This is a genomic window from Acidaminococcus sp., assembly GCF_057597765.1.
The window spans coordinates 194686-211581 of record NZ_DBMBXK010000001.1 but is presented as its reverse complement, the minus strand read 5'-3'; the positions used below and the strand labels follow the sequence as shown (position 1 = coordinate 211581).

The window sequence follows — 16896 nt, the reverse complement described above, 5'->3', positions numbered from 1 at the left end:
CCATGGAACAGCTCGATGACAAGCCGATCAGTGCGGAGGAGTTCTACGCCCGGATCAGCAAATATCTGACCCCCCGGCAGGTGGAATTTGTCCGGGAAGCCTACAATTTTGCGGCGGAAGCCCATGCCAAGCAGAAACGGGCTTCCGGGGAACCCTATATCATCCATCCTCTGGGAGTGGCCTCCATCCTGGCCCAGCTCCAGATGGACGATGTGACCCTGGCGGCGGCCTTCCTCCATGATGTGGTGGAAGATACGGAAGTGACCCTGGACCAGCTGGAAGACATTTTCGGCCGGGAAGTGGCCATGCTGGTGGACGGGGTCACCAAACTGGGGAAAATCGAATACATCTCCCGGGAAGAACAGCAGGTGGAGAACTACCGGAAAATGTTCCTGGCCATGGCCAAGGATATCCGGGTGGTGCTGATCAAGCTGGCGGACCGGCTGCACAACATGCGGACCATGAAATACATGCCCGTGAACAAGCAGAAACGGATCTCTTCGGAAACCCTGGAAATCTACGCCCCTCTGGCTCACCGGCTGGGGATCTACGCCATCAAATGGGAACTGGAGGATCTGGCCTTCCGGTACATGGAACCCCAGCATTACTATGAACTGGTGGAACAGGTGAAGGTGAAGCGCCACGAACGGGAAGCCATGGTCCAGGAGGCCATGGACGAACTCCGGAAGCTGTGCGAGGAATCCGGCATCAACTGTCAGATCCAGGGCCGGCCCAAAAGCTTCTACAGCATCTACAAAAAGATGCAGCGGGACCACAAGACCATTAATGAAATCTATGACCTGCTGGCAGTCCGGGTGCTGGTGGATACGGTGAAGGACTGCTACGGGGTGCTGGGGATCGTCCACGGGAAGTGGAAACCCATTCCCGGCCGGTTCAAGGACTACATCGCCGTACCCAAATCCAACGGGTACCAGTCCCTCCATACTACCGTGGTGGCTTCCAGCGGACAGCCTCTGGAAATCCAGATCCGGACCTTTGAAATGCACAAGGTATCCGAATACGGGGTGGCGGCTCACTGGCGGTACAAAGAAAGCGGGGGCTCCAAAATGCCCAGCGCTTCGGACAAAAGCGTGGATGCCAAGATGGCCTGGCTGCGCCAGCTGCTGGAATGGCACAAGGACATGCGGGATCCCCATGAATTCGTGAATACTGTGAAGATGGACGTGTTCTCCGACGAAGTGTTCGTGTTCACCCCCCAGGGGGATGTGCTGGACCTGCCGGAGGGCTCCGTGCCTATCGACTTCGCCTACCGGGTCCATACCGGGGTGGGCAACAGCTGTGTGGGAGCCAAGGTCAACGGGAAAATTGTGCCGTTGGACTACCACCTGAAGAACGGGGACATTGTGGAGATCATCACCTCCAAACAGTCTCCGGGACCCAGCCGGGACTGGATCAACATTGTGGGATCCAGCCAGACCAAGAACAAAATCAAACAGTTCTTCAAGAAGGAACGGCGGGAAGAAAACATCGTCAACGGCCGGGAAATGCTGGAACGGGAATGTCGGCGGCTGGGCTATGATGTGAATACCATGCTCACTTCCGACAACCTGAAGGAAGTGGCCTCCCGGTGCCATATGGACGGCAGCGTGGAGAACCTGCTGGCAGCCCTGGGCTATGGGGGCCTGATGGTCAACGGAGTCATGGTGAAGCTGGTGGATCTGTACAAGAAGACCCAGCGCCAGAACACCACCAAGAACCTGTCCCAGCTCCTCAGCGAGCTGAAACCCAAGACCGTAAAGACCCACAAGGGCAGCCACGGGATCCTGGTGAAAGGGGAAGACGACATTATGGTGAAGCTGGCCAAATGCTGCAACCCCATTCCCGGGGACCCGATCGTGGGATACATCACCCGGGGCCACGGGGTTTCCGTCCACCGGGCGGACTGCCCCAATGTGCTGGCCAATACGGAAGATCCCAACCGGATGATCGAAGTGTCCTGGAATGTGGATACGGACGTAGCCTACAAGGTGGTGCTCCGGCTTACGGCGGTGGATCAGCCCGGGGTCATGGCCAACATCATGACCGTGGCCAGCGAAACCAAAGTGAACATCAATTCCATCAATGCCCATACCAATCCCAACAAAACCGCCTACATCGACATGGGGCTGGACATCAGCAGCGTGGAACAGCTGAACTACATCATCGGACGGCTGCGGCGGATCAAGGGCGTATACAAAGTGGACCGGAAAGTGTCCGGAATGTGAGGGAACCATGCGGGCAGTGGTACAGCGGGTGACGGAAGCCTCCGTCACCGTGGAAGGAAAGACCGTAGGGGCCATCGGCCCTGGTCTCCTGGTGCTCCTGGGGGTGTCCCGGGAGGATACGGAAAAGGATGGAGCCTACCTGGCGGAAAAACTGGCCGGGCTCCGGATCTTCGAGGATGAAGAGGAAAAGATGAACCGGTCCGTGGCCCAGGTGGGCGGCAGCATCCTGCTGGTGTCCCAGTTCACCCTGTATGGGGATGTGCGCCACGGGAAGCGGCCGTCCTTTACCCAGGCGGCGGTCCCGGATGTGGCCAACCGGCTGTATGAGCAGCTGGCGGACAGCCTCCGGGCCAAAGGGATCCCGGTGGCCACCGGGCAGTTCCAGGCCCATATGGAAGTGGCCCTGGTAAACGACGGGCCGGTAACCATCCTTTTGGACAGCGGAAAGACTTTTTAGGAGGAAACAGAGCAACATGAAAATCTATCGGGTGGTCGTAGGGCCGATCCAGGAAAACTGTTACATCATCAAAAATGAGGAAAACAACCAGGGAATCATCGTGGATCCCGGGGACGAAGCCAACCGGATCATGGATGCGGTGCAGAAAGCCGGCATTGAAAAGGTACCGGCCATTTTCATCACCCACGGCCATGGGGACCATGTGTCCGCCCTGGACGAAGTGAAGGACGCCACCGGCGCCAAAGTATACATGAGCCGGGAAGACGCTCCCATGCTCCGGGTGTGGAACAGCAGCCTGTCCTATTCCACCAACCGGGACAAAAAATTCGATCCCCCCGATGAATTCTTCACCGACGGGGAAAAACTCACGGTAGCCGGCATGGACTTCACCATTGCCGCCACCCCGGGTCATACCGCCGGCGGGGTGTGCATCATCGGGGACGGGGTGGTATTCTGCGGGGACACGGTATTCCTGGAAAGCATCGGCCGGACGGATCTGCCCGGAGGCTCCTATGACGCCATCCTGGATTCCATCAAGACCAAGCTCCTGGTGCTGCCCGACGACTATAAACTGCTGCCGGGCCACGGCCCTGCCACCACAGTGGGCTGGGAAAAGCGCCGGAACCCGTTCCTCCAGTAAGGTCGTGAGCCTATGACGGAGTATCAGCAGCGGCCCCGGGGCCTGGTGGTGAAGCTGGTTTTCGGCCTTTTGGGCTTTGGGGCTTTCTATCTCCTGGGACACTGGTTCCTGCCGGTGTTCCTGGCCATCGGCATGAGCTTCCTGCTGTATCCCATTGTGGACCGGCTGGAAAGGATCCAGGTGAAGGGCCATCCTTTTCCCAATACCCTGGCAGTGCTCATTGCCTTTCTGCTGTTCGGGCTGTTCCTGTATGCAGCGGCCAATGTGCTGATCGTTCCCCTGGTGACCCAGGTGAACACCCTGCTGAAAGCCATGCCGGGACTGGCCGCCCGGGCCAACGAAAGCATCAGCCTGTTTCTGGGCAGTGAAGCCCAGAAGCTGCCCCCCAATACCCGGGACATGCTCCAGCAGGCGGCCAGCAGCCTGAGCAGCTACATTATGGGGCTTTTGAAGGACATGCTGGCCTCCACAGTCCAGGCGGCCAAAAGCCTGGTGAGCATGGCCCTGGTCCCCTTCCTCAGTTTCTATTTCCTGAAGGACTGGCGGACCCTGAAGAAGATGGTGGTGGGCCTGTTCGCTTACGAAAAGCAGGACCTGGCGGACCGGGTGCTGACGGACATGGGAAGGATGCTCTGTGCCTATGTGGACAACATGTTCAAGCTGTGCTTCATTGCCGCCGTCTGCCTGACAGCAGGGACTTCCCTCCTGGGCGTCCAGTACACCCTGGTGCTGGGGTTCCTGGCCATGATCAGCGAACTGATCCCCCTGGTGGGATCGGTGGTGGGGACCCTGTCAGCGGTGTTCATCGCCCTGCTCCAGAAGCCGTCCCTGGCCCTTAAGGTGCTGATCCTGTACCTGGTGTACTACCAGGTGGATGCCCAGGTGATCATGCCCAATCTTATGGGCCACAGCATCACCCTGCACCCGGTGCTGATCATCCTGGCGGTGATGGTGGGGGGCCAGATCGGCGGAGTGGCCGGTCTGATCTTTGCCGTGCCGGTGCTGGCCATCATCAAGGTGCTGTACGGGTATTTTTGGCATGCGGGAGAAAAAGGCCAGGTTGATAAAAACCAATAAACTGTGTTAAAATTAATAAGTTCAAACAAGTCGTGAGGACGGAGGGGATTTTTATGTTAACAGGGGCACCGCGTGGTACCAAAGACATTCTGCCGGGCACCATCAATGGCTGGCGCTATGCAGAACAAATCATTCGTGAAGTATGCCGGGAATTCAACTATCAGGAAATCAGAACCCCGATTTTTGAACACACCGAACTCTTCCAGAGAGGAATCGGGGACGGCACGGACGTAGTGGACAAGGAAATGTACACCTTTACGGACCGGAGCGGCCGCAGCCTGACCCTGCGCCCGGAAAACACCGCTTCCGTGGTTCGGTCCTTTGTGGAAAACAAACTGTATGCGGAACCCATGCCGCTGAAGGTGTTCTATATCGGACCCATGTTCCGGTATGACCGTCCTCAGGCCGGCCGTATGAGACAGTTCCACCAGTTCGGGGTGGAAGCCCTGGGGGCGGAATCTCCCGTGGTGGATGCAGAAGTGATCCTCCTGGCCCTGACGGTGCTGAAGCGTTTCGGCCTGAAGGACCTGAAACTGAAGATCAACTCCGTAGGCTGCCCCAACTGCCGTCCTCAGCACCGGAAGCTGCTCCAGGACTATTTCCGTCCTCATCTGGGTGAACTGTGCGAAGACTGCCAGAGCCGGTTCGACCGGAGCCCGCTGCGGATCCTGGACTGCAAGGTGGATGCGGACAAACCCTTCATGGCCGGTGCCCCCAAAATCACCGACCATCTGTGCGACGACTGCCGGGCTCACTTCGAAACCGTGAAGAAGCTGCTGGATGAAGCCGGCGTGGAATATGAAGTGGACAGCAACCTGGTACGGGGGCTGGACTACTATACCAAGACCGCTTTCGAAATCCAGTATTCCCCCCTGGGCGCCCAGAGCGCTGTGGGCGGCGGCGGACGGTATGACGGCCTGGTGGAAGAACTGGGCGGGCCCAGCACTCCCGGTGTGGGCTTTGCCATCGGCCTGGAACGGATCCTCCTGGCCATGGAAAAACAGAACCTGCTGCCCACCGGCAAGGAAGCCATCGACATCTTTGCCGTCATTCCTGACGAAGGGGGCGTGGCCGATGCCTTCCGGGTGGTCACCAATCTCCGGAACAAGGGACTTGTCTGCGACATGAACCTGGTGGAACGGAGCATGAAGGCCCAGATGAAACAGGCCAACCGGGAACAGGCCCGTTTCGCCCTGATCTTCGGGGAAGAAGAACGGTCCAGAGGGGCTGTCACCGTCCGGAACATGGCGGACAGCAGCCAGGAAGAAGTCTGCTTCGGGGCTTTGGAAGCCTATTTCAACAAATAAAAACCAGAGGTGTTAACAAGAATGAGTATGGAACGCAGTCATCATTGCGGTGACTTGAGAAAAGCAGATGCCGGCAAGACAGTTACCTTGTGCGGCTGGGTAAGCAAACGGCGTGACCACGGCGGCATCATCTTCATCGATCTCCGTGACCGTCACGGTCTGGTGCAGGTGGTCATCGACCCGGCCCATGACGAAAAGGATTTCCACAAGGCGGAAGGGGTCCGCAGCGAATATGTGCTGCAGGTCCGGGGCCTGGTGCGGGAACGGAGCGCTGAAACCGTGAACCCCCACCTGCCCACCGGGGATGTGGAAGTGGTGGTGAAGGATCTGAACGTGCTGAATCCTTCCAAGACTCCGCCCTTCTATATCCAGGATGGCATCGATGTGGATGAAAACGTCCGTCTCCGCTACCGGTATCTGGATCTGCGGCGTCCGGAAATGCAGCAGAACCTGATCCTCCGTCACCGGGTGACCAAGGCTGTCCGGGACTTCCTGGACAAGCAGGACTTCCTGGAAATCGAAACCCCGGATCTGATCCGGAGCACCCCGGAAGGGGCCCGGGACTACCTGGTGCCCAGCCGTGTGAACCCCGGCAAGTTCTATGCGCTGCCTCAGTCTCCCCAGCTGTTCAAACAGCTGCTGATGATTGCGGGGATGGAACGGTACTTCCAGATTGCCCGGTGCTTCCGGGATGAAGACCTGCGGGCCGACCGTCAGCCGGAATTCACCCAGCTGGATATGGAAATGTCCTTTGTGGACCAGGATGACATCATGGCCCTCACGGAAAAACTCATCGCCTATGTGTTCAAAGAAACCCTGGGCGTGGACGTTCCCGTGCCCATGGCCCGGATGACCTGGGACGAAGCCATGGACAAATACGGCAGCGACAAACCGGACCTGCGGTTCGGCATGGAGCTGGTGAACATGAATGAAGCCCTCCAGGGGACCCAGTTCAAGGTGTTCAAGGACATCATCGAAAAGGGCGGCCTGGTGAAAGCCATCAACGTAAAGGGCTACAACAAGATTCCCCGGAGAGAACTGGACGGGCTGGTGGAATTCGTAGGAATCTACGGGGCCAAAGGGCTGGCCTGGATCATCGTCAACGATGACGGTTCCATCAAATCTCCTATCGCCAAATTCTTCTCCGACGAAGAAATGCACCGGATCCTGGAAGCCGGCAAGGCGGAAAAAGGCGACGTGCTGCTGTTCGTGGCCGACCGGAAACCCCAGGTGGTGGCTGCCGCTCTGGGCGCCCTGCGTCTGGAAATGGGCAAGCGTCTGGGTCTCATCGACAAGGACAAACTGTGCTTCACCTGGGTGGTGAAGTTCCCCATGTTCGAATACAGCGAAGAAGAACACCGGTATGTGGCCATGCACCATCCTTTCACCGCTCCCTGCGATGAAGATGTGGATAAGCTGCTCACCGATCCCGGCCATGTATATGCCAAGGCCTATGACATGGTGCTGAACGGGGTGGAAATCGGCGGTGGTTCCGAACGTATCCATCGGGAAGACATCCAGAAGAAGGTCTTCGAAGCCATCGGCCTGACCGACGAACAGGCTCAGGAAAAATTCGGCTTCCTGCTGAAAGCCTTTGAATTCGGAGCACCTCCCCATGGGGGTCTGGCCTTCGGCCTGGACCGTCTGGTGATGCTCATGGCCAAACGGCCTTCCATCCGTGACGTAATTGCTTTCCCCAAATCCCAGAGTGCCATCGACCTGATGTGCCAGGCGCCCAACGTGGTGGACGAAAAGCAGCTGCGGGAACTCCATATCCGGAGCACGGTTGTGAAGAAGGAAAAAGAAGAAAAGAAATAAATCCGGTCTGCATGTGGGATGAGGGGGAGCGCCCTGATCCTGCCTTGCGGAAGGACGCAACAGGGACCGGGATGCGAGGGAGCCCGTGGACCGGGCTGAGAGGGTACCCAAGTACCGACCGCCGGAGGGAGGAGTCTCTCTGCCGCATCCTGGGAACCGTACAAAAAACCGGCTGTCGCCAAGAAAGCGGCAGCCGGTTTTTTTGTGTAGAAAAGGAGGAAGTACTGTGAAGAACTGGATGAAGATGCTGGGGGTGCTGCTGGCCGGGGCCATGGTCCTGGGCGGCTGCGGCAGCACGGAAAAGAAACAGGAGGTCGGTAGCAGGACCATTCCGGAACTGAAAATCGCCATTTCACCTTATCAGGATGCGGATACCCTGCGGACCAAAACCGAGCCTTTGGGGAAGATGCTCCAGGCCAAACTGAAGGAAAAGGGCTATGACGTGAAAAAAATCACCCTGAACGTGGGAACCTCCTACAATGCAGTGGGAGAAGCCCTTAGTGCCGGCAGCGCCGATGTGGGCTTCATTTCCGGGGCCACCTACGTACTCTGTGACCAGGATGTGGATGTGCTGCTGACAGCCCTCCGGGAAGGCATCGACAAGGATACCACGGATCTGTCCGTATGGAACAACGGCCAGCCGGACAAATTCACCAAAAATCTGGTGAAGTACTACCGGTCTGCTGTGGTGGTGGGCCCCAGCCCCAAGGGACAGGCCCTGCTGGCCAGGGTGAAGCAGGGAGAAAAGCCCACCTGGGAGGAACTGGACAGCCTGAACTGGGCGGTGATGAGTCCGGCATCTGCTTCCGGCTACCTGTATCCTTCCCTGTGGCTGAAGGAAAATTACGGGAAGACCCTGAAGGACCTGTCCCATGTGGTCCAGTCCGATTCCTACACTACTTCCACAGCCCGTCTGGCTTCCGGCCAGGTGGATGTAATGGTGGCTTATTCCCATATCCGGGCCAAGATGGAAAAAGACTGGCAGGCCAAACTGGGGGGCACCGGATCCATCTGGGACCAGACAGGGATCATCGGGGTCACCGGGAAGATTTTCAACGACACGGTGAGCGTAAGCAAAACCAGCAAGGTAATGCAGGACCCGGCTTTCCGGAAGGCTCTGGGAGAAGCCCTGATCGAAATCGGGAAAACGGAAGAAGGACTGAAGGTGCTGAAGACCATCGGCCACAAAGGGTATGACTGGGCCCAGGCTTCCGACTATGACGGGGAACGGAAAATCCGGAAGGAACTCCAATGAACCCGACCGCACTGGAACTGAAAAATATTATCCAGGCCTATGAAAAGGGGCATCCCATTCTTCAGGGGGTGTCCCTTTCCGTGCCCCGGGGTTCTTTTGTATCTCTGATCGGCCCCAGTGGCGCCGGGAAGACCACCCTGCTCCGACTGTTCAACGGCATGGTCCGGCCCCTGTCCGGAGAAGTGTGGGTAGAAGGCAGACGGTTCGATACGCTGAAAGGGAAGCACCGCCGGCAGGTCCAGCAGCAGGTGGGGATGATCTTCCAGGATTTCTGTCTGGTGGAAGAAAGCACCTGTCTGGAAAATGTGCTCTGCGGGGCTCTGGGACGGATCAGCCTGTGGCGTGCCCTGTGGGGGAAGTTCCCGGAAGAGGAAGTGTCCAAAGCCCGGCAAGCCTTGGAAATGGTGGGACTGGGAGACAGGGAGGATACCCTGGCCGGAAGTCTCAGCGGGGGTCAGAAACAGCGGGTGGCCATTGCCCGGACTCTGGTCCAGGAAGCCTCGGTGATCCTGGCGGATGAACCGGTGGCGTCCCTGGACCCGGGAACGGGCCAGGCCATTCTGGAACTTCTCCGGAAGCTCCAGGAGATCCGGGGGCTTACGGTGGTCATGAACAGCCACAATGTGGAACAGGCCATGGCTTTCTCCCAACAGGTGATGGGGCTCCGTCAGGGACGGATCTTGTTCCAGGGGCCGCCGGAGGCCTGGACGGAAGACAGACTCAGGCAGCTGTACAGGAGGGAGTCATGAAAAAAAGAACGGTCTGGATCCTGGTGCTGGGGATGACGGCCGTCTCCCTGGCCGAGACAGGTTTCGACCTGGAACTGCTGGAAGAGCGGGGCAGCCGGTTCTTTGACATCGCCCGGGCCATGGTGCCCCCGGATAGGGGATTTTTCCAGGAAGCGGCAGGCCCTCTTCTTGGCACCGTGCGCATGTCTCTGGCGGGCTCCTTCCTGGGCAGTCTGCTGGGCCTTCTGGGAGCCGTCCTGGGCAGCCGGCGGACCGATCCCCATCCCTGGATCCGGGTGTCCTTCCTTTGCTTTATCCAGCTGCTGCGGACGGTGCCGGCCCTGATCCTGGCTCTTCTGTGCACCTTCTTGGTGGGGCTGGGGACTCTGGCCGGTACCTTGGCTCTCACCTTCAGTACCTTCGGGGTAATGACCCGGCTGGGGTATGAAGATATGGAGAATCTGGACTGGAAAACCGCCCGGGCCCTGGAAGCATCCGGCTGCGGCCGGGGAAAGGCCTTCTGCCGGGCCATTCTGCCCCGGCTGCTCCCCGGGTATCTGAACAATGCCCTGTATCTGTGGGAAGCCAATGTGCGCCAGGCGGCCATCCTGGGATATGTGGGAGCCGGGGGCATCGGGCTGCTGATGAACCAGCAGCTGGCCTGGCGGGCCTACAGCCGGGTAGGGTCCATCCTGGTACTGCTTTACGGCGCTGTGCTGGCTTCAGAAAGTCTCAGCGAAGCCCTGGGGAAGGTGCTGAACGGCCAGTGGCGGCTCCAATCCTGGATGAAAAAGGGGATGGTGGTACTGGGAATAGTGCTTTTCCTGGGATCCCTGGGAACTCTGGAACCGGCAGGCAGGGGAGGCCTGGGAGCAGCCCGGGCCATGATCCGGGGACTTCTGACGCCAGATCTTTCCCTGCTGTTTTCCCTGGAAAAAGATGGAGTGCCTTGGCTGCTGGGCGAGACGTTTGCCATGGCCTTCCTGGGAACCCTGGGGGGAGGCATGGCCGCCGGTTTCCTGGCCTTTTTCTCCAGTTTCCGGTTCCTGCCGGTGCAAGGGGCTCTGTTGCCCCGATTGGTGCTCCTGGGCATCCGGACGGTACCGGTTTTCGTCTATGGGCTCATGTGGCTCCGGGTTACCGGGCCCGGCCCCTTTGCCGGTACCCTGACCCTGTGGGTGTGCAGCATCGGTCTCCTGGCCAAACGGTTCCAGATCGGGCTGGACAGCGGGGACAGACAGCCCTTTGACGCCTGCCGGGCCATGGGTACCGGGTGGGCCGCCGCCTTTCGGTGGACCATCCTGCCCCAGCTGAAAAAAAGTACAGCCACGGCTCTGCTCTACCGGCTGGATGTGAATCTCCGGGAAGCTTCCATCCTGGGCCTGGTAGGCGCCGGAGGCATCGGCACTCCTCTCATCCTGGCCCTCCAGCAGTACAAATGGCAGGAAGCCGGAGCCTTTTTATGGGGCCTGGCTGTCCTGGTGCTGGCGGTGGAATGGGGGAGCGAGAGGGGGAGGAGATGAAACGGGGCTGTTGCCTGCGCAACAGCCCTGTCAACGGTCAGCTGACAAAAGGGCCGCCGGAAAATCCGGCGGCCCTTTTCATTACAGTACCACAAACAAATTATACAGCTTCAACAATCGGATATCTTCCTTGGAGATGGTCAGTTTCTGGGCCAGCTCCTTAGTTTTTTCCAGCCTTTTTTTGCTCAGGAGCAGCTTGGCGGAGGTGGGCATCAGGGGATGGGAGGAGATGCCGAAGGCCAGGGCCTATTTCTGTTCCCCGTCGATGTAGGGGGAGGGGACGGAGATCATGTACTGCTCCAGCCGCACATTGTAGTTCTGGAACACCATATTGGTCAGGGCTCCGTAATGGGTGATCCGGCCAGTGTAGGTGTGCTGGCAGATCTGGATGTTCTCCTCGTCCAGGATGTCCATGTACATCCGGATGTCGAAATTGGCTTCCCCCGGGAAGCATTCCCCATCATCGTGACCATCGGTTATCTGGTTGACCCCATGGCCACCTGCCTGAACTCTTCCGGGGATACCGTGGCTTCCATGATGATCAGCCGGATGGTGGAAGGCAAGGGATGGATGGACAAAAAATCCGACCGGAAGACCGATCCGGAAAAAGCAGCCATTGTCGCCCAAATCGGTGGATGCGACTGCGTGAACAAATAAAATCTGGTATAATACCTGTGAAACAGTGTACAACATAAGGAGAGATGACTTATGCAGATCAAAGTAATCGGCAGCCACTGCTGCCCCGACACCCTCTATGCCCTGAACCAGCTGGCCGCTGCCGGCGCGGAAATCGACTTTGTGGATATCCTGGCCAGCCATGCTGACATGAAACAGTACCTGGCCCTCCGGGACTGCGATCCGCTGTACGCTGAAATCCGGGGCACCGAACGTCTGGGGATCCCCTGCTTCGTAAAAGCAGACGGCAGCAAGACCCTGGATCTGAAGGAAGTACTGAAATAAAGACTGTCAACGGTCAGCTGCCAACTGTCAGCGGCCCAAGGAGAGGACCCGCCTTTTGGGCGGGTCCTTACCAATAAAACGAAGGAGATCACAACCATGCATGCTTTGACCCAACTGATCCGTGAGGATATGAAACCGGCCCTGGGGGTGACGGAACCTGGAGCCATTGCCCTGGCGGTTTCCACTGCCTGCCGCCATCTGCCGGAAAAACCGGAGAAGGTGGAGCTGTTCCTGAACAGCGGCATCTACAAAAACGCCTTTACCTGCGGCATCCCCGGCACCAGCCATGTGGGGAACGCCTATGCGGCGGCCCTGGGAGCCCTGGCGGCAGACCCGGACAAAGGGCTTTTGTGCCTGGACGGGATCACGGATGAAGATGTGAAGGCAGCGGAAGCCATGGTGAAGGCAGGGAAGATCGCCGTCCATATGAGCGAAATCACCAACCGGATCTCCATCGAAGCCCGGGTGGCTGCCGGGAGCCACAGTGCCTCCTGCCTGATCCAGGACGCCCACACCAACATAGTGAAGGTAACGGAAGACGGCCGGACGCTGCTGGATAAAACCGCCGGAATCACGGAAGCTGAAGGAGAAGAACAGGTGCCGGTAATCCACCGGTACACCCTGGCCCAGCTGGCGGACTACGCCCGGACCGTGCCTCTGGAAGAGATTGCCTTTATCCGGGAAGCCTTCACCATGAACATGGCTCTGTTCCAGGAAGGGCTGGACAGCCCCCGGACCACTTTTGCCCGGGTGCTCCTGGCCATGAACGGGGGGAAGGTGTTCTCTGAAGATGTGGTGAAGACCGCGGCCCTTATCTGCAACGGAGCCATCGAAGCCCGGGTCATCGGCCTGGACAAGCCTGCCATGAGCATCACCGGTTCCGGGGCCCACGGGATCATCGCCACCCTGCCTCTCTACGCTTTTTACAAAGTGAAAAAATGCAGTGAGGAACAGCTGCTCCGGGCCACGGCCTTGAGCTATCTGATCTGCATGTACATCAAGGAATACTCCGGCAAGCTGTCCGCCTTCTGCGGCTGCGCCATTGCCGCCGGGACCGGTGCCGCCTGCGCCCTGGTGTTCCTGAAGGGCGGGGATACAGAGGCCATGACAAGAGCCCTCAACAACATGGCCAGTTCCATTACCGGCATGATCTGCGACGGAGGCAACCAGGGCTGCGTCATGAAAGGCATGACGGCAGTGGAAATGGCCTTCGCTTCGGCAGCCCTGGCCATGGATGACGCCTATATCTTCGATGCTCACGGAATCAACGGAGCCACTCCGGAAGAAACCATGCAGAACATGGGACGGATCGCTTCCCCCGGCATGACGGGAACGGAAAAGACCATTGTGGATATTCTCCAGGACAAAAACAAAAGCGGGAAAAAGGAGGAAGACTGATATGGAAATTCGCTGTGCAAAACCCCAGGATGTGGACGCCATCGCCAGCCTGGAAGCTGCCTGCTTCCCTCAGGCAGAAGCGGCTACCCGGAAATCCATCGCGGACCGGGTGAAGGCCTATCCCAATCACTTTTTCCTTCTGTGGGACGGGGATCAGCTGGTTTCCTTTGTGAACGGACTGGTGACGGATCACCCGGATCTCACCGACGAAATGTATGAAAAAGCGGATATGCACCAGGAAGACGGGGCCTGGCAGATGATCTTCGGGGTGGACACGGATCCCCACCGCCGGAAACAGGGCCTGGCCGGAAAGGTGCTGGAAAAATTCATTGATGCGGCCCAGGCGGAGGGCCGGCAGGGAGTGGTACTCACCTGCAAGGACCGGTTGGTCCACTATTATGCCAAATTCGGTTTTGTGGATGAAGGAATTTCTGATTCCACCCACGGAGATGTGGTGTGGCACCAGATGCGGCTGACTTTCAATCGGAAGAAATAAGGGGAGACTAACATGGAAAAGACGGATAACAGATATCAGACCTATGTACAGATTTTGAAGGAAGAACTGGTGCCGGCCATGGGCTGTACCGAACCCATCGCCATCGCCTATGCGGCGGCCAAAGCCCGGGAAATCCTGGGTGAAATGCCGGACAAGGTGGAAATCGGCGTCAGCGGCAACATCATCAAGAACGTAAAGAGCGTGGTGGTGCCCAACACTGACGGACTGAAAGGCATCCAGGCAGCAGCCGCTGCCGGGATCGTGGGCGGCAAATCTGAAAAGCAGCTGGAAGTCATTGCGGAAGTGACTCCGGAACAGAAGAAAGCAATGAAGGACTTCCTGAAGAACGTGCCCATCCAGGTGGATGCGGTGGACAATGGCCTGATCTTCGACATCATTGTCAAACTCCATAAGGGAGACCATTCTTCCCTGGTGCGGATCGCCCAGTACCACACCAACATCGTCCTGATCCAGAAGGATGAAAAGAACCTGTACGAAGCCAAAAAGGACGGAGGCGCCGGCTGCCAGGACGAAACCAGGGAAGTGGGCCTGGCGGACAAGAACCTGCTGAACATCAAAGACATCCTGGATTTCGCCAATACCTGTGACATCGAAGACGTGAAGCCCATGCTGGATCCCCAGATCCAGTGCAACACCGCCATTTCTGAAGAAGGGCTGCTGGGGAACTACGGGGCCAACATCGGTTCCGTGCTGCTGAAGACCTACGGCAGCGACATCAAGAACCGGGCAGTGGCCAAGGCGGCTGCCGGGTCCGATGCCCGGATGAACGGCTGTGAACTGCCGGTTGTAATCAATTCCGGCAGCGGCAACCAGGGGATCACCGTATCCGTGCCCGTAATCGAATATGCCAAGGAACTGAATGTTTCCAAGGAAAAACTGTACCGGGCCCTGGTACTGTCCAACCTGATTGCCATCCATGAAAAGACCGGCATCGGCCGGCTGTCCGCTTACTGCGGGGCCGTCAGCGCCGGGTGCGCCGCCGGCTGCGGCATCGCCTATCTCCACGGAGAAGGGTACGAAGCCATTTCCCACACCCTGGTGAACTCCCTGGCTATCGTGTCCGGGATCATCTGCGACGGGGCCAAGGCTTCCTGCGCCGCCAAGATCGCGTCCAGCGTGGAAGCCGGGCTCCTGGGCTATTCCATGTACAAGAGCGGCAACGAGTTCAAGAGCGGGGACGGCATCGTGAACAACGGCGTGGAAGCCACCATCCGCAACGTAAGCCAGCTGGGCCGGGAAGGCATGCGGGAAACCGATAAGGAGATCATCAAGATCATGCTGGCTCCCCAGCCGGAGGAGAAAGAGTAAAAGTTGCATCACAGGGTGTAAGGGGGCGGGGGTGAAAAGGGGCAGGGCCGCTTTTCTGTCTCACGCAAAAGGAGACCATCTGCCGGGGGCAGATGGTCATGAGCTGACAGTCACTGGTCACTAGTCTCTAGCGGCAGGAGGGAACCCGCCGGGTTTCACGTTCAAAGGCAGATGCGTGGGCATCTGGCATCCTTCGGCCGTTGACCGCTGACAAAAAAAGACCGCCGAAGCGGTCTTTTTTTAATCCTTACAACAACACATACTTCAAGACAAACAGCACTGCCAGCACGTACATCAAGCCGCTGATCTTGTCCTTGTGTCCTGCGAACAGGTTCAGGATCACGTAGGTGATGACCCCGAAGGAGATCCCTTCGGAAATGCTGTAGGCGAAGGGCATGGCGATGATGGCAATGTAGGCGGGGATGGCTTCCGTCAGATCGGTCATGTTGATCTTGGTCACGGAAGAGAACATCAGGAACCCCACAATCACCAGAGCCGGAGCGGTGGCGAAGGAGGGGATGGCCATGAAGAAGGGGCTGAAGAACAGGGACAACAGGAACAGGATGGCTACAGTAATGGACGTGAGTCCGGTGCGGCCTCCTTCAGAAACCCCTGCGGCACTTTCCACGAAGGTGGTTACAGTGCTGGTGCCCAGGAGCGCCCCGGTGCAGGTGGCGCAGGCGTCAGCCATAAGGGCTCCTTTGATGTGGGGCAGCTGACCCTTTTCGTCCAGCATGTCGCTTTTGGCAGCCACCCCGATCAGGGTCCCCAGGGTGTCAAAAGTATCCACGAACAGGAAGGCGAAGATGACGGCGAAGAAGTTCAGGCTCAGCACATGGGAGAAGTCCAGCTGCAGGAACAGGGGCGTGGGGCTGATGGGGGCAAAGGACGCCAGGCCCCGGGACAGATCAGGGAATACGCTGAAGGTCCCCAGTTCCGGATTGGGCACGTAGAGCCCGGTGGCTTCGCAGATCATCCCCAAAATCCAGGTGCCCAGGATGCCGAACAGGATGTTCCCCCGGACGTTCTTGATGATCAGGAAAGAAGTGAGCAGGATCCCCACCATGGCGATCAGCACGGTGATCCCCACACTGTGGAAGGTGCCGTCGGCCATGGCCTTGGTAAAGGAATACAGGGACACCTTGGTGGCCGGGTTGGCTACGATGATCCGGGAATTCAGCAGACCGATGAAGGCGATGAACAGGCCGATCCCCACGGAAATGGCCTGCTTCAGGGTCATGGGGATGGCATTGAAGATGGCTTCCCGGATGGAGGTAAGGGACAGGATCACAAAGATGATCCCTTCCACCAGTACGGCGGACAGGGCCATTTCCCAGGTGTTCCCCATCTGGAGGCAAACGGTGTAGGCAAAGTAGGCGTTAAGTCCCATGCCGGGTCCCAGGGCGAAGGGATAGTTGGCGAAGGCCGCCATAAAGAAGGTGCCCAGGGCGGAGGCAATGGCGGTGACCGTCAGCAGGGCCCCTTTGTCCATGCCGGTGGCGCTCAGGATGGAGGGATTCACGATCAGGATGTAGGCCATGGTCATGAAGGTGGTGATCCCGGCAATGATCTCCGTCCGCATGGTGGTGTGGTTTTCCTTCAGGTGGAAAACCTTTTCGCAGAATTGTTCCATAGTAGACTTCCTTTCTAAAACAGGTTCATTTGAAGGATTCTTCTATTATA

General features: G+C 58.3%; 15 protein-coding genes and 1 pseudogene. 14 read left to right on the top strand and 2 right to left on the bottom strand.

Going from position 1 to position 16896, the window contains the following annotated elements; all coding sequences use genetic code 11:
* The first annotated feature begins 2 nt into the window (after positions 1–2).
* The 9 genes from ACZOF8_RS01015 to ACZOF8_RS00975 all read left to right on the top strand — a co-directional run bounded on the left by ACZOF8_RS01015 (position 3) and on the right by ACZOF8_RS00975 (position 11030).
* Entirely contained in the window at positions 3–2225 is a 2223-nt protein-coding gene (locus tag ACZOF8_RS01015) for a RelA/SpoT family protein (protein WP_022486657.1), read from the top strand.
* 7 nt (positions 2226–2232) lie between these two features.
* On the top strand, positions 2233–2682 hold the full coding sequence (gene dtd / locus ACZOF8_RS01010) for a D-aminoacyl-tRNA deacylase (protein ID WP_022486658.1): 450 nt from the start codon (positions 2233–2235) through the stop codon (positions 2680–2682).
* A 16-nt stretch (positions 2683–2698) separates the two neighbouring features.
* Positions 2699–3322, top strand: coding sequence for an MBL fold metallo-hydrolase (locus tag ACZOF8_RS01005; RefSeq protein ID WP_022486659.1), 624 nt, complete (start codon positions 2699–2701; stop codon positions 3320–3322).
* Between the two features lie 12 nt (positions 3323–3334).
* On the top strand, positions 3335–4399 hold the full coding sequence (locus ACZOF8_RS01000) for an AI-2E family transporter (RefSeq protein WP_022486660.1): 1065 nt from the start codon (positions 3335–3337) through the stop codon (positions 4397–4399).
* 53 nt (positions 4400–4452) lie between these two features.
* Positions 4453–5706 carry a histidine--tRNA ligase gene (gene hisS / locus ACZOF8_RS00995; protein ID WP_022486661.1) on the top strand — a complete coding sequence of 418 codons (1254 nt, stop codon included), beginning with the start codon at positions 4453–4455 and terminating at the stop codon, positions 5704–5706.
* Between the two features lie 21 nt (positions 5707–5727).
* Positions 5728–7524: an aspartate--tRNA ligase gene (aspS, locus tag ACZOF8_RS00990; RefSeq protein WP_022486662.1), complete on the top strand. Its 1797-nt coding sequence runs from the start codon at positions 5728–5730 to the stop codon at positions 7522–7524.
* Positions 7525–7750: 226 nt separating this feature from the next.
* Positions 7751–8779, top strand: coding sequence for a phosphate/phosphite/phosphonate ABC transporter substrate-binding protein (locus tag ACZOF8_RS00985; protein WP_441369059.1), 1029 nt, complete (start codon positions 7751–7753; stop codon positions 8777–8779).
* A complete protein-coding gene (phnC, locus tag ACZOF8_RS00980) occupies positions 8776–9528 on the top strand; it encodes a phosphonate ABC transporter ATP-binding protein (protein ID WP_154488410.1) in 753 nt (250 codons plus the stop codon). Before ACZOF8_RS00985 ends, phnC begins: the two co-directional genes overlap by 4 nt.
* On the top strand, positions 9525–11030 hold the full coding sequence (locus tag ACZOF8_RS00975) for a PhnE/PtxC family ABC transporter permease (protein ID WP_022486665.1): 1506 nt from the start codon (positions 9525–9527) through the stop codon (positions 11028–11030). Before phnC ends, ACZOF8_RS00975 begins: the two co-directional genes overlap by 4 nt.
* Before the next feature lie 246 nt (positions 11031–11276).
* Here ACZOF8_RS00975 and ACZOF8_RS00970 read toward each other — a convergent pair whose 3' ends face one another.
* The gene (locus tag ACZOF8_RS00970; protein ID WP_288174245.1) at positions 11277–11444 is read right to left on the bottom strand and encodes a hypothetical protein; all 168 of its coding nucleotides are present in this window, start codon (positions 11442–11444) and stop codon (positions 11277–11279) included.
* A gap of 21 nt (positions 11445–11465) precedes the next feature.
* Between ACZOF8_RS00970 and ACZOF8_RS00965 the strand changes: the two are divergent.
* The 5 genes and pseudogenes from ACZOF8_RS00965 to ACZOF8_RS00945 form a co-directional block, all read left to right on the top strand.
* Positions 11466–11687 (top strand): annotated as a pseudogene (locus ACZOF8_RS00965) (hypothetical protein); the annotation flags it as partial.
* A gap of 51 nt (positions 11688–11738) precedes the next feature.
* Positions 11739–11990 (top strand): glutaredoxin, encoded by a 252-nt coding sequence (locus ACZOF8_RS00960; protein ID WP_487426473.1) that lies wholly within the window; start codon positions 11739–11741, stop codon positions 11988–11990.
* Between the two features lie 96 nt (positions 11991–12086).
* The gene (locus ACZOF8_RS00955) at positions 12087–13388 is read left to right on the top strand and encodes an L-cysteine desulfidase family protein (RefSeq protein ID WP_022486668.1); all 1302 of its coding nucleotides are present in this window, start codon (positions 12087–12089) and stop codon (positions 13386–13388) included.
* A 1-nt stretch (position 13389) separates the two neighbouring features.
* On the top strand, positions 13390–13884 hold the full coding sequence (locus ACZOF8_RS00950) for a GNAT family N-acetyltransferase (RefSeq protein WP_022486669.1): 495 nt from the start codon (positions 13390–13392) through the stop codon (positions 13882–13884).
* Positions 13885–13896: 12 nt separating this feature from the next.
* A complete protein-coding gene (locus tag ACZOF8_RS00945) occupies positions 13897–15213 on the top strand; it encodes an L-cysteine desulfidase family protein (RefSeq protein ID WP_022486670.1) in 1317 nt (438 codons plus the stop codon).
* Positions 15214–15460: 247 nt separating this feature from the next.
* On the opposite strand, the gene ACZOF8_RS00940 is transcribed toward ACZOF8_RS00945, so the two are convergent.
* Positions 15461–16846: an NCS2 family permease gene (locus ACZOF8_RS00940; protein ID WP_022486671.1), complete on the bottom strand. Its 1386-nt coding sequence runs from the start codon at positions 16844–16846 to the stop codon at positions 15461–15463.
* Positions 16847–16896: the final 50 nt, after the last annotated feature.

What these genes read in the sequence shown, in the direction of transcription:
- ACZOF8_RS00960 (WP_487426473.1), top strand. Translation starts at nt 11,739, where the DNA reads ATGCAGATCAAAGTAATCGGCAGCCACTGCTGCCCCGACACCCTCTAT.
- ACZOF8_RS00945 (WP_022486670.1), top strand. Translation starts at nt 13,897, where the DNA reads ATGGAAAAGACGGATAACAGATATCAGACCTATGTACAGATTTTGAAG.
- ACZOF8_RS00955 (WP_022486668.1), top strand. Translation starts at nt 12,087, where the DNA reads ATGCATGCTTTGACCCAACTGATCCGTGAGGATATGAAACCGGCCCTG.
- phnC (WP_154488410.1), top strand. Translation starts at nt 8,776, where the DNA reads ATGAACCCGACCGCACTGGAACTGAAAAATATTATCCAGGCCTATGAA.
- ACZOF8_RS01015 (WP_022486657.1), top strand. Translation starts at nt 3, where the DNA reads ATGGAACAGCTCGATGACAAGCCGATCAGTGCGGAGGAGTTCTACGCC.
- ACZOF8_RS00940 (WP_022486671.1), bottom strand. Translation starts at nt 16,846, where the DNA reads ATGGAACAATTCTGCGAAAAGGTTTTCCACCTGAAGGAAAACCACACC.
- ACZOF8_RS00950 (WP_022486669.1), top strand. Translation starts at nt 13,390, where the DNA reads ATGGAAATTCGCTGTGCAAAACCCCAGGATGTGGACGCCATCGCCAGC.
- ACZOF8_RS01000 (WP_022486660.1), top strand. Translation starts at nt 3,335, where the DNA reads ATGACGGAGTATCAGCAGCGGCCCCGGGGCCTGGTGGTGAAGCTGGTT.
- hisS (WP_022486661.1), top strand. Translation starts at nt 4,453, where the DNA reads ATGTTAACAGGGGCACCGCGTGGTACCAAAGACATTCTGCCGGGCACC.
- aspS (WP_022486662.1), top strand. Translation starts at nt 5,728, where the DNA reads ATGAGTATGGAACGCAGTCATCATTGCGGTGACTTGAGAAAAGCAGAT.
- ACZOF8_RS00970 (WP_288174245.1), bottom strand. Translation starts at nt 11,444, where the DNA reads ATGGACATCCTGGACGAGGAGAACATCCAGATCTGCCAGCACACCTAC.
- ACZOF8_RS00975 (WP_022486665.1), top strand. Translation starts at nt 9,525, where the DNA reads ATGAAAAAAAGAACGGTCTGGATCCTGGTGCTGGGGATGACGGCCGTC.
- ACZOF8_RS01005 (WP_022486659.1), top strand. Translation starts at nt 2,699, where the DNA reads ATGAAAATCTATCGGGTGGTCGTAGGGCCGATCCAGGAAAACTGTTAC.
- dtd (WP_022486658.1), top strand. Translation starts at nt 2,233, where the DNA reads ATGCGGGCAGTGGTACAGCGGGTGACGGAAGCCTCCGTCACCGTGGAA.